The 11,805-nt window shown below is 67.2% G+C and carries 11 protein-coding genes; all 11 read right to left on the minus strand.

What is annotated here, in order from left to right; genetic code table 11:
* Positions 1-57: 57 nt before the first annotated feature.
* Positions 58-900 (minus strand): orotidine-5'-phosphate decarboxylase, encoded by an 843-nt coding sequence (gene pyrF / locus C1H84_RS00680; protein ID WP_047119172.1) that lies wholly within the window; start codon positions 898-900, stop codon positions 58-60.
* On the minus strand, positions 893-4,171 hold the full coding sequence (gene carB / locus C1H84_RS00685; protein WP_113606277.1) for a carbamoyl-phosphate synthase large subunit: 3,279 nt from the start codon (positions 4,169-4,171) through the stop codon (positions 893-895). The genes pyrF and carB overlap by 8 nt, the downstream gene beginning before the upstream one ends.
* Positions 4,171-5,340: a glutamine-hydrolyzing carbamoyl-phosphate synthase small subunit gene (carA, locus tag C1H84_RS00690; RefSeq protein ID WP_047119174.1), complete on the minus strand. Its 1,170-nt coding sequence runs from the start codon at positions 5,338-5,340 to the stop codon at positions 4,171-4,173. The genes carB and carA overlap by 1 nt, the downstream gene beginning before the upstream one ends.
* Positions 5,337-5,849, minus strand: coding sequence for a PH-like domain-containing protein (locus tag C1H84_RS00695; protein WP_146955791.1), 513 nt, complete (start codon positions 5,847-5,849; stop codon positions 5,337-5,339). Before C1H84_RS00695 ends, carA begins: the two co-directional genes overlap by 4 nt.
* Complete coding sequence (locus tag C1H84_RS00700; protein ID WP_113606279.1) at positions 5,842-7,146, minus strand: dihydroorotase; 1,305 nt, start codon at positions 7,144-7,146, stop codon at positions 5,842-5,844. The genes C1H84_RS00695 and C1H84_RS00700 overlap by 8 nt, the downstream gene beginning before the upstream one ends.
* A 10-nt stretch (positions 7,147-7,156) precedes the next feature.
* Positions 7,157-8,119, minus strand: a complete 963-nt coding sequence (locus C1H84_RS00705) for an aspartate carbamoyltransferase catalytic subunit (protein ID WP_113606280.1) — start codon at positions 8,117-8,119, stop codon at positions 7,157-7,159.
* Positions 8,116-8,685, minus strand: a complete 570-nt coding sequence (gene pyrR / locus C1H84_RS00710) for a bifunctional pyr operon transcriptional regulator/uracil phosphoribosyltransferase PyrR (RefSeq protein WP_047119178.1) — start codon at positions 8,683-8,685, stop codon at positions 8,116-8,118. The genes C1H84_RS00705 and pyrR overlap by 4 nt, the downstream gene beginning before the upstream one ends.
* A gap of 351 nt (positions 8,686-9,036) precedes the next feature.
* A complete protein-coding gene (gene nusB / locus C1H84_RS00715) occupies positions 9,037-9,447 on the minus strand; it encodes a transcription antitermination factor NusB (protein WP_047119179.1) in 411 nt (136 codons plus the stop codon).
* A complete protein-coding gene (efp, locus tag C1H84_RS00720) occupies positions 9,447-10,007 on the minus strand; it encodes an elongation factor P (RefSeq protein WP_047119180.1) in 561 nt (186 codons plus the stop codon). Before efp ends, nusB begins: the two co-directional genes overlap by 1 nt.
* Positions 10,008-10,157: 150 nt before the next feature.
* Positions 10,158-10,688: a tetratricopeptide repeat protein gene (locus C1H84_RS00725; protein WP_113606281.1), complete on the minus strand. Its 531-nt coding sequence runs from the start codon at positions 10,686-10,688 to the stop codon at positions 10,158-10,160.
* Positions 10,689-10,690: 2 nt separating this feature from the next.
* Entirely contained in the window at positions 10,691-11,782 is a 1,092-nt protein-coding gene (gene aroB, locus C1H84_RS00730) for a 3-dehydroquinate synthase (RefSeq protein WP_113606282.1), read from the minus strand.
* Positions 11,783-11,805: the final 23 nt, after the last annotated feature.

Genomic DNA, 11,805 nt, shown 5'->3' on the forward strand with positions numbered 1-11,805 from the left:
GTGGCCAGTAGAAACTCTATCGGCCACAACGCGATTGGGTCGCATATTTAGTTGTCGCTACTTCGCTGCGAGCAGTTCGTCGCGCACGCTGCGCGCCTTGTCTCGAAGCTCGTTCACGTCCGGGCCTGCCTTCAGGATGTCGCGGCTGCTGGTCCCCAGTACCTGGCGGTAGCTGGAGGCGAACGCCGTTGCGATGTCCTGCGCCGTCGCCCCCTGGGCGCCGAGGCCCGGGGTAAGCAGCGGAGCCTTGGAAGCGCTCAGGTCAATGCCGAGTTTCGCGGGTGCGTCGCCGATGGTCGCACCGACCACCAAGCCGACATGCCCCAAATCTTCGGCATCTGCATTTTCCGCGCTGACCTGCTCGATGATTGATTTAGCAACTGACTTATCACCGCCGACATGCTGCACCGAAGCGCCCTCAGGGTTGGAGGTCAGCCCCAGCACGAACACTCCCCTGCCGGTGGCCGCAGCCAGGTCGATGGCGGGGCGCAGTGACTCGTAGCCCAGGTACGGGCTCAGGGTCACGGCGTCCGAGGCCAGCGGCGAGGAATCGTCCAGCCAGGCGGTCGCGTAGGCCGCCATGGTGGAGCCGATGTCCCCGCGCTTGGCGTCGGCCAGCGTCAGCAGGTTGGCAGCCTTCGCGGCCTGGAGGGTCTCCTCCAACGCCGCGAAGCCGGCCGAACCGAAGCGCTCGTACAAGGCCACCTGCGGTTTCAGGATGGCGGCCACGCCGGTCATCGCCTCCACCACAGTGAGCGAAAACACGCGCACGCCCTCGGCCGTGTTCGGCAGTCCCCAGGCCTCCAGCAGCCCCGGGTGCGGGTCGATGCCCACGCACAGCGGTCCGCTGGAGTCCATGGCCGCCCGAAGGCGGGTCCCGAATGGCACCGGACTAGGCATTGCGCGCTGCTTCCAGTGCGGTTTCGTGCTCCTGCAGGCTGGTGACGTCCCAGGCGTATTCGCGCAGGGCGTCGATGGCCTGGACGGCCGCGCCGAACTCCGCCACGGTGGTGATCACCGGGGTGCCGACGCTGGTGGCTGCAGCGCGGATCTCGTATCCGTCGCCGCGGGCATCGGAACCCGACGGGGTGTTCAGGATCAGCCCGATCTCGCCAGCCTGGATGAGGTCGACGATCGACTCGCCGCCCTCGTGCAGCTTGCCCACGATCTGGGTCGGGATGCCGTTGCGGCGCAGCACCTCGGCGGTGCCGCCGGTGGAGATGATCTCGAAACCGCGGTCGGCCAGGTGCTTGACCGGCATCACGATCGAGCGCTTGTCGCGGTTGGTGACCGAGACGAAGACCTTGCCGCTGGTCGGCAGCGGGTTGTTCGCCGCGGCCTGCGACTTGGCGAAGGCGGTGTCGAAGTACTTGTCGATGCCCATGACCTCGCCGGTGGAGCGCATCTCAGGGCCGAGCAGCGAGTCGACGACCTTGCCCTCCGGGGTGCGGAAGCGGGCGAACGGCATGACCGCTTCCTTGACCGCGATTGGTGCCGAGTCCGGCAGGTTCGCACCGTCGCCCTCGGCAGGCAGGTAGCTGCCGCGCAGGTCGGCCAGGGTCTTGCCCACGCCGATCAGTGCCGCGACCTTGGCCAGCTGCACGCCCGTGGCCTTGGAGGTGAACGGCACGGTGCGCGAGGCGCGCGGGTTCGCCTCGATCACGTAGAGGATGTCGGAGGCCAGCGCGAACTGGATGTTGATCAGGCCGCGCACGCCCACGCCCTCGGCGATGGCGCGGGTTGCTTCCTTCACGCGGGCGCGCACGTCAGGGCCCAGGGTGATCGGAGGCAGGGTGCAGGCCGAGTCGCCCGAGTGGATGCCGGCCTCCTCGATGTGCTCCATGATGCCGCCGACGTAGAGGTCGGTGCCGTCGAACAGGGCGTCGACGTCGATCTCGATGGCGTCTTCCAGGAAGCGGTCGACCAGGACCGGGTGGTCCACGGTGATCTCGGTGGCGTTGGCGATGTAGCGCTCCAGCGAGGCCTCGTCGTAGACGATTTCCATGCCGCGGCCGCCCAGCACGTAGCTCGGGCGCACCAGGACCGGGTAGCCGATCGAGTCCGCGATGGCCTTGGCCTCAGGGAAGGACACTGCGGTGCCGTTCTTCGGGGCGATCAGCCCGGAGTTGTCCAGCACGCGCTGGAAGGCGCCGCGGTGCTCGGCCAGGTCGATGGCCTCCGGGGAGGTGCCCAGGATGTTCACGCCGGCCTCCTTCAGCTCTGCCGCCAGCTTCAGCGGGGTCTGCCCTCCCAGCTGCACGAACACGCCCAGCACGCCGCCGGTCTCCTCTTCCGCGTGGATGATCTCCAGCACGTCTTCCAGCGTCAGCGGCTCGAAGTACAGACGGTCGGAGATGTCGTAGTCGGTGGAGACGGTTTCCGGGTTGCAGTTGACCATGACGGTCTCGTAGCCCTCGGCACGCAGCGCCATCACCGCGTGGACGCAGGAGTAGTCGAACTCGATGCCCTGGCCGATGCGGTTCGGGCCGGAGCCCAGGATGATCACGGACTTCTTCTCGTGCGCGACCAGCTCGGTCTCCTCGTCGTAGGAGGAGTACATGTAGGGGGTGAAGGCCTCGAACTCGGCGGCGCAGGTGTCGACGGTCTTGTAGACCGGGCGCACGCCCAGCGCATGGCGCACGCCGCGCACCACTGCCTCGGACTTGCCGGTGAGCTTGGCGATCTGCGCGTCGGAGAAGCCGTGGCGCTTGGCCTCGCGCAGCACGTCCTCGCCCAGGTCCTTGTTCTGCGCGATCATCGCGGCGGTCTCGTTGATCAGCGCCAGCTGGTCCAGGTACCACGGGTCGATGCCGGTGGCCTCGAACATCTCCTCGACGCTCTTGCCCGACAGCAGCGCGCGCTGCACCAGGGACATGCGCTCGGTGGAGCCCTTCTCAATGTGCTTCATGACCGAGTCAAGCTCGTCGGCGTCGATCGGATCGAAGGACAGCTCGCTGCCCTTCTGCTCCAGGGAGCGCAGGGCCTTCTGCAGCGCCTCGGTGAAGTTGCGGCCCAGGGCCATGGCCTCGCCGACGGACTTCATGGTGGTGGTCAGGGTGGCGTCGGCGGCCGGGAACTTCTCGAACGCGAAGCGCGGTACCTTGACGACGACGTAGTCCAGCGCCGGCTCGAAGGAGGCCGGGGTCTTCTGGGTGATGTCGTTCGGGATCTCGTCCAGGGTGTAGCCCAGGGAGAGCTTGGTGGCGATCTTCGCGATGGCGAAGCCGGTGGCCTTGGAGGCCAGCGCGGAGGAACGCGACACACGCGGGTTCATCTCGATGACCACCACGCGGCCGGTGTCGGGCTCGATGGCGAACTGGATGTTGCAGCCGCCGGTGTCCACGCCCACCTCGCGGATCACGGCGATGGAGATGTCGCGCAGGTTCTGGTACTCGCGGTCGGTCAGGGTCATCGCAGGGGCCACGGTGATGGAGTCGCCGGTGTGCACGCCGACGGGATCGAAGTTCTCGATGGAGCAGACGACCACGACGTTGTCGTTCTTGTCGCGCATCATCTCCAGCTCGTACTCCTTCCAGCCGAGGATCGACTCCTCCAGGAGCACCTCGGTGGTCGGCGAGTACTGCAGGCCGGCGCCGGCGATGCGGGTCAGGTCCTCGGCGTTGTACGCCATGCCCGAGCCCAGGCCGCCCATGGTGAAGGACGGGCGCACGACGACCGGGTAGTTCAGCTCCTCGACGGCGGCGAAGGCCTCGTCAAGGGTGTGCACGATAACCGAGCGGGCCGATTCGGCGCCGCAGCGCTCAACGACGCCCTTGAACTTCTCGCGGTCCTCGCCCAGCTCGATGGCTTCGATGTTCGCGCCGATCAGCTCGACGTCGTACTTCTCCAAGGCGCCGGACTTGTCCAGCGCGATGGCGGTGTTCAGCGCGGTCTGCCCGCCCAGGGTCGGCAGGATCGCGTCGGGGCGCTCCTTGGCGATGATCTTCTCGACGACCTCCGGGGTGATCGGCTCGACGTAGGTGGCGTCGGCGAATTCCGGGTCGGTCATGATGGTGGCGGGGTTGGAGTTGACCAGGATGACCCGCAGGCCCTCCTCCTTCAGCACGCGCAGCGCCTGGGTGCCGGAGTAGTCGAACTCGGCGGCCTGGCCAATGACGATTGGACCCGAACCGATGACGAGAACTGAGTTGAGATCGGTGCGCTTAGGCATTACTTGGCGTCCTTTTCTGCGGCGGAATCCATGGCGGAGACGAAACGGTCAAAGAGGTAGGCGGCATCGTGCGGGCCGGAGGCTGCCTCTGGGTGGTACTGCACGGAGAACGCAGGGATGTCGAGGCAGCTCAGGCCCTCGACGACCTGGTCGTTCAGGGAGAAGTGGGAGACCTCGACCTTGCCGTAGCGCTCGATCGGGGCGGTGAAGCTGCCTTCGATCGGGGCGTCGACGGCGAAGCCGTGGTTCTGGCTGGTGATTTCCACGCGGCCGGTGGCCTTGTCCATCACCGGCTGGTTGATGCCGCGGTGGCCGAAGCGCAGCTTGTAGGTTTCCAGGCCCAGCGCGCGGCCGAGCATCTGGTTGCCGAAGCAGATGCCGAAGTACGGGATGCCCGCGTCGAGCACCGAGCGCACCAGCTCGACCTGCGCGGCGGCCGCGGCGGGGTCGCCCGGGCCGTTGGAGAAGAACACGCCGGTGGCCCCGGTGGCCTTGATGTCCTCGAGGGTGGCGTTGTACGGCAGCACGTGCACGCGCAGGCCGCGCTCGGCCAGGCGGTGCGGGGTCATCGACTTCATGCCCAGGTCGATGGCGGCGACGGTGTGCTTGGCCTGGCCCTCATAGCCGTGGTCGGCCGGTTCGACGACGTAGGCCTCATCGGTGGAAACCTCGGCGGAGATGTTGCGCCCTGCCATCGGCGGCTGCGCGGTGACCTGCGCGATGAGGTCGGCCTCGGATGCCGCGGCCGCGTCGCCGGAGAAGATGCCGGACTTCATGGCGCCGGCGTCGCGCAGGTGGCGGGTCAGCGCACGGGTGTCGACCCCGCGGATGCCGACGATCCCGTTGCTGAGCAGGTCGTCTTCCAGGGTGCGCTCCGAGCGCCAGTTGCTCGGGCGTCGGCTGGCCTCGCGGACCACGTAGCCGGCGGCCCACATGCGCTTGGACTCGTTGTCCTCGTCGTTCACCCCGGTGTTTCCCACGTGCGGGAAGGTCTGGGTGATGATCTGGTGCGCGTAGGACGGGTCGGTCAGCGTCTCCTGGTAGCCGGTCATGCCGGTGGTGAACACTGCCTCGCCCAGCGCGGTGCCGATCTTGCCGTAGCTGCGGCCGCGGAAGATGCGGCCATCTTCGAGGACCAGCACTGCGGGTAGGTTGCTCAGGGAATTCACTTGTTTGTCTCCTGCTCGGCTGCGCCGCGGTGGTGCGACGCCAGCAACTGATAAATCTTGGGGGTGTCCTCGGCGAACCGGGGGCGGAAGCCGGTGTCGAAGGCGAAGCCGTCCTTCTCCCAGCTGATCACGATCAGGCCGTTCTTCTCGACGAACTTCCCGATCATGCCGGAGGAACGGCTGACCTTCTCGAAGGCGCTCCACGGGACGTGGAGGTCCCGGGTGCCGGGGCGGACCAGGTGCAGGCCCGCGGCGCCGAGCTGCAGCTGCGCATTGCTGCGGACCCCCAGATCGTGCACCGCGATGCGCTCCAGCCAGTCCTCGTACTTGGTGGTGGCCACGTACATCCCGGAGAACTCGTGGTCGACCTCGTCGGCGAAGGGCTCGAAGGGCTCGGGCACGTTCGCCTGCCGGGCTTTGAGGTTGCGCCAACCGAGAAGGATCAGCGCGCAGGCGCCGACGATGACCAGCACCGTGATGAGCACCGGCACGATGGCTTCCCTAGGCATCGGCAGGCCTCGGGGTGGCCAGCTGGCCGTCGAGCACCGTGGGGTGGCCGTGGAAGAAGGTCGCGCGCACCGAACCGGGCAGCTCCATGCCGGCGAACGGCGAGTTGCGGCCCTTGGTGGCCATCGCGTACGGATCCACGATCCAGCGCGCGGCCGGATCCACGAGCACCAGGTTGGCAGGCTCGCCCACGGCGATCGGGCGGCCCTGGTCCGCGACGCGGCCGATCTGCGCCGGGGTGGTCGAGGTGATGCGGGCGACGTCTGCCCAGGAAAGCAGCCCGGTGTCAACCAAGGCGTGCTGCACGATGGACAGCGCGGTCTCCAGCCCGGTCATGCCCATGGCGGCCGCTGCCCACTCGCATTCCTTGGATTCGGCAGGGTGCGGCGCGTGGTCGGTGCCGATCACGTCGATGGTGCCGTCGGCGACCGCTGCGCGCAGCGCCATCACGTCTTCCTCGCGGCGCAGCGGCGGGTTGACCTTGAAGACCGGGTCGAAGGTGCGCACCTTCTCGTCAGTGAGCAGCAGATGGTGGGGGGTGACCTCGGCGGTGACCTGGATGCCGCGCGCCTTGGCCCAGCGGATGATCTCCACCGAGCCGGCGGTGGACACGTGGCACACGTGCAGGCGGGCGCCGACGTGCTCGGCCAGCAGCACGTCGCGGGCGATGATCGACTCCTCCGCCACGGCAGGCCAGCCGGGCAGGCCCAGCACCGAGGAGACTTCGCCCTCGTTCATCTGGGCGCCGTCGGTCAGGCGGGGCTCCTGGGCATGCTGGGCGATGACGCCGTCGAAGGCCTTCACGTACTCCAGCGCGCGGCGCATCAGCAGCGGGTCCGAGACGCAGATGCCGTCGTCGGAGAACATCTTGACCTGGGCGCGGGAATCGGCCATGGCGCCGATCTCGCTCAGCTGCTTGCCTTCCAGCCCGACGGTGACAGCGCCCACCGGGCGCACGTCCACCCAGCCGGCCTTGCGGCCCAGCTCGTAGACCTGCTCGACGACGCCGGCGGTGTCGGCCACGGGGGTCGAGTTGGCCATCGCATGCACCGCGGTGTAGCCGCCCTTGGCGGCGGCGCGGGTGCCGGTTTCCACGGTCTCGGCGTCTTCGCGGCCGGGTTCGCGCAGGTGGGTGTGCGGGTCGACCATGCCGGGTAGCAGCACCAGACCGCAGCCGTCGACGACCTGCACGCCGTCCGCCGGCGCGATGGAGCCGAGCTGGGCGATGCGCCCGTCGGCGATGAGCACGTCCTGGGGCTCGCCGCCCAGGATGGAGGCCTGTTGAATGAGGTAGTTCATGGGTTCTTCCTTAGATCAGGTCGCCGGAGAGGAGCATGTAGAGGCTTGCCATGCGCACGGCCACACCGTTGGTGACCTGATCGAGCACGGTGGAACGGGGGGAATCGGCCGCCGCGGAGGAGATCTCCAAGCCGCGGTTCATCGGGCCCGGGTGCATGATCAGCGTTTCGGCGCCGGCCGCGTCAAGCGTGCCCAGGCGGGCGTCGTCCAGCCCCCAGTAGCGCGAGTATTCGCGCGGGTTCGGGAAGTAGGCGGCCCTCATGCGCTCGCCCTGCACACGCAGCATCATCAGCGCGTCAACACCCTCGGCGATGACCTGGTCCAGGTCGTAGCTGATGGTGCACGGCCAGGACTCGGCGCCCACCGGCAGCAGGGTCGGCGGGGCGACCATGGTCACCGAGGCGCCCAGGGTGTTCAGCAGCCAGAGGTTCGAGCGGGCCACGCGGCTATGCAGGATGTCTCCGACGATCGCGACCTTCAGCCCGTCCAGGCCGAGCCCGGTGGCGGAGACCCCGTCGCGCAGGGCCAGCTGGCGGCGCAGCGTGAACGCGTCCAGCAGCGCCTGGGTCGGGTGCTCGTGGGTGCCGTCGCCGGCGTTGATGATCGGCAGGTCGATCCAGTCGGTGGCGGCCAGGCGGGCCGGTGCCCCGGAGTCCGGGTGGCGGATGACCACGGCGTCGGCGCCGATGGCCAGCAGCGTCTGCGCGGTGTCCTTCAGCGACTCGCCCTTGGACACCGAGGAGCCCTTGGCGGAGAAGTTGATGACGTCCGCGCTCAGCCGCTTGGCGGCCGCCTCGAAGGAGATGCGGGTGCGGGTGGAGTCCTCGAAAAACAGGTTCACCACGGTGCGCCCGCGCAGGGCCGGGAGCTTCTTGACCACGCGGGTTCCGGCTTCGCGCATCTCGCCGGCGATGTCGAGGATCTTGACCGCTTCCTCGCGCGAGAGGTCGGCGGTCGATAGCAGGTGTTTCATTCAGCAGCCTCGATCATCACTTCATTGGTTCCGTCGATCTCTTCCAGGTGCACGCGCACCTTCTCGCTCTTCGCGGTGGGCAGGTTCTTGCCCACGTGGTCGGCGCGGATGGGAAGTTCGCGGTGTCCGCGGTCCACCAGCACGGCCAGGCGCACGATGCGCGGGCGGCCCCAGTCGGACAGGGCGTCCAGGGCGGCGCGGATGGTCCGGCCGGAGTAGAGCACGTCGTCCACCAGCACCACGACCTTGCCGTCGATGCCGCCGGCGGGCAGCTTCGTGGGCTCTGGGGTGCGGGTGGTTGAATGACGCAGGTCATCGCGGTACAGGGTGATGTCGAGCTGTCCGACCAAGGATGCCGGATCGATGGGGGTGTCGGCGGAAGCCGCGATGCGGGCCGCCAGGCGCTGGGCTAACGGGAAGCCGCGGCGCGGGATGCCGAGGAGAACGAGGTCCTCGATGCCTTTGTTGGCCTCGATGATCTCGAAGGCCACGCGGGTCAGTACACGTTCGATGTCGTCCCCGGTAAGAACCGTACGGGCACCGTCCGACGCTGAATTTTCATTCATGCTGTGCACCTCTCCCTTCTCCGCCTCACGGGACGGTCTTAAAGGAATATTGCTACTTCAAATTATCACGGGTGAAGACCGATTCTCGAGCGCAAGGGTATGCATGAGGGTGAATACGGCGTGAATTGCGCCACGGCGTCGTAAGGCGGCGCCGCCAACCCTCGCGCAATCCCGGGCAACCTGCAGGATTCGGCGCAGCGCCGGGGGCTGTTGTCGCATTCACCACATGCCCGGCGGTGCGTTCCAGCGCTGCCGTGCGCTAGCGTCCAGGCAGCGACAGGGCATGAAAAAGCCGCAGCCCGAACCCCCGGGAACGGGGGTTCAGGCTGCGGCGTGAAGACGTGCGGAGTGCTAGTCGATCAGGGTGTCCTTGACGCTCTGGATGCGGCCCAGAACGCCGTTGACGAATTCAGGCGACTCGTCGGTGGACAGCTCGCGAACGTTGATGACCGCCTCGGACACGGCAACCGCGTCGGGCACGTCGTCGTTGTAAAGCAGTTCCCAGACGCCGATGCGCAGGGCCGCACGGTCGACGGCGGGCATGCGGTCGATGGTCCAGTCCTTGACATAGCTTTCCAGCACCTCGTCAATGCGGTCCAGATGCGCCATGACCCCTTCAAGCAGGGTCATCGAGTACTCGTTCAGGCTGATGTCGGAGTTCTCGCGGCGTGCGATGGCCACCTTGATGGGGTCAACATCGCGCGCCTCGGCCTCAAAGAGGAATTCGAGGGCGCGGCGTCGGGCTTTGGCTCGGGCTCGCACTAGTTGACACGACCCAGGTAGTCGCCGGTGCGGGTGTCGACCTTGACCTTGGTGTTCTGCTCGACGAACAGCGGCACCTGGATCTCCTTGCCGGTTTCCAGTGTGGCTGGCTTGGTGCCGGCCGAGGAGCGGTCGCCCTGCAGGCCCGGCTCGGTGTAGGTGATCTCCAGGACCACGGAGGCAGGCAGTTCCAGGTACAGCGGGCTGCCGTCGTGCATGGCGATGGTCAGTTCCTGGTTTTCCAGCATGTAGCCTGCGGCGTCGCCCACGGTGGCGCCGGCGACGGTGATCTGGTCGTAGTCGTCCAGGTTCATGAAGACGAAGTCTTCGCCGTCCTGGTAGAGGTACTGGTAGTCGCGGCGGTCGACGGTGGCCAGCTCGATCTTGGTGCCGGCATTGTAGGTCTTGTCCAGAACCTTGCCCGAGATGACGTTGCGCATCTTGGTGCGGACGAACGCGCCGCCCTTGCCCGGCTTCACGTGCTGGAAGTCGATGATGGTCCACAGCTGGCCGTCGATCTTGATGACCTGGCCGTTTTTGATGTCGGTTGTATCCGCCACGGTTCCTCAATCCTCTATTTTCGCCTGCGCAGGGCCGGCATTGTCAAAAATCCATTGACCAGTTTACCCCATCAGGGGCCCGCTGGCGTGTGTTCGTGCGGTGGCGCGCATTACGCGCGACCGCGCAGCGCCCGTTCGGGGCACTGGCGGCTACGCTGCGGCGCGTTCCTCGGCGATCTGCAGGCAGGTGCTCGAGGCGTTGACCAGGTAGGCGTCGTCGTTCATGGCGATGCGCTGCTCCATGGCCTTGCGGAAACGGGTCGCGGCGGCCTTGTAGTCGCCCTTCGCGAAGAAGCTGAAACCGAGGTGCTGGTGCATCAGCGGCTCGTAGAAGGTGCCGGCGAACTCCTCGGCCAGCTTGCGCAGACGGTTGATCGCGCGGTCGAAGTTGCCCTGCATGCGGGTCAGCTCGGTGTCCAGCACACGCAAATGGGCGTTCGTCGGATCCAGCAGGCGCGATTCGGCGATCAGCTCGCCGGCCGCGGCTAGTTCACCGCGGGCCAGCAGGATGACAACCCGGTCGGTCGGCGAACCGACCTGCATCTGCTGCTCGGCGGCTTCCGCGTCGGCGATGTACGGCTTGAGGGTTTCAGGATCGATCAACACGCCGTTGATCGAGGTGCCGACGCCCTCGCGGTTCACCGATGCGACGTCGATGGCGTATGCGGTGTAGTCGCCCATGCTTATTCCCCGATTTCCTGGTAGGCCGCGAAGAGCAGCGAACTGTCCGGCACTTCGTAGATGCGTGGACGGCCGATGTCCTCCAGCACCACGAAGCGCAGCTGGCTGCCGCGCGCCTTCTTGTCGCGCTTCATGCCGTCCAGCAGCGAAGCCCAGCGGTCGTTGCGGTAGGTGGTCGGCAGCCCCAGGGATTTCAGGATGCTCTGGTGGCGGTCGGCGACCGCGTCGGAGGTGTAGCCCACCGAGCGGCCAAGCTCTGCGGCGAAGCACAGGCCGATGGAGACCGCTGCGCCATGGCGCATCTGGTAGCGCTCGGCCAGCTCGATGGCGTGGGCCAGGGTGTGGCCGTAGTTCAGGAATTCGCGGTCGCCCGATTCCTTCAGGTCGCGGGAAACCACGTCCGCCTTCACCGCGATGGTGCGTTCGATCAGCTCGCGCAGGCGCTCGCTAAAAGGGTCGATCGCGTCCTGGGGGTCCTCTTCGATGAGTTCCAGGATGCGCTCGTCGGCGATGAAGCCGGTCTTCACGATCTCGGCCATGCCGGTGACAAGTTCGTTCTTCGGCAAGGTGGCCAGCGCGTCCAGGTCGGCCAGCACGGCGGCCGGCGGATGGAAGGCGCCGACGAGGTTCTTGCCCTCGGCGGTGTTGATGCCGGTCTTGCCGCCCACGGCGGCGTCGACCATGGCCAGCAGCGAGGTCGGGATGTGGACGACTTTCACGCCGCGCAGCCAGGTGGCTGCCACGAAGCCGGCGACGTCGGTGACGGCGCCGCCGCCTACCGAGACGATGGCGTCGGAGCGGGTGAAGTCGTTCTTGCCCAGGACTTCCCAGCAGAAGGAGGCGACCTGGATGTGCTTGCCCTCTTCGGCATCCGGGATCTCCGCGGTCAGCGCTTCGAGGCCGGCCTTGGCCAGGTCGTCACGCACCACGTCGCCGGTGGCCCGAAGCGCGCGGGGGTGGATCACCAGGACCTTCTTGACTGCGGGCCCGAGCAGCTCGGGCAGCTGGCCCAGCAATCCGGTGCCGACCAGGACGGGATAGGATTCCGCCGGGGTGGTTCCGGTGACCTGCAGTGTGGTTGGTGCTAAAGGCATCAGTTTAAAACCTCCTGATGGTG

Source organism: Glutamicibacter soli (assembly GCF_003309065.1).
GTDB lineage: Bacteria > Actinomycetota > Actinomycetes > Actinomycetales > Micrococcaceae > Glutamicibacter > Glutamicibacter soli.

Bases quoted from the DNA above. Each gene is read 5' to 3' on its own strand.
- C1H84_RS00705 (WP_113606280.1), bottom strand. From the start codon at position 8,119: ATGAAACACCTGCTATCGACCGCCGACCTCTCGCGCGAGGAAGCGGTC.
- C1H84_RS00700 (WP_113606279.1), bottom strand. From the start codon at position 7,146: ATGAACTACCTCATTCAACAGGCCTCCATCCTGGGCGGCGAGCCCCAG.
- aroB (WP_113606282.1), bottom strand. From the start codon at position 11,782: ATGCCTTTAGCACCAACCACACTGCAGGTCACCGGAACCACCCCGGCG.
- C1H84_RS00725 (WP_113606281.1), bottom strand. From the start codon at position 10,688: ATGGGCGACTACACCGCATACGCCATCGACGTCGCATCGGTGAACCGC.
- carB (WP_113606277.1), bottom strand. From the start codon at position 4,171: ATGCCTAAGCGCACCGATCTCAACTCAGTTCTCGTCATCGGTTCGGGT.
- C1H84_RS00695 (WP_146955791.1), bottom strand. From the start codon at position 5,849: ATGCCTAGGGAAGCCATCGTGCCGGTGCTCATCACGGTGCTGGTCATC.
- pyrR (WP_047119178.1), bottom strand. From the start codon at position 8,685: ATGAATGAAAATTCAGCGTCGGACGGTGCCCGTACGGTTCTTACCGGG.
- pyrF (WP_047119172.1), bottom strand. From the start codon at position 900: ATGCCTAGTCCGGTGCCATTCGGGACCCGCCTTCGGGCGGCCATGGAC.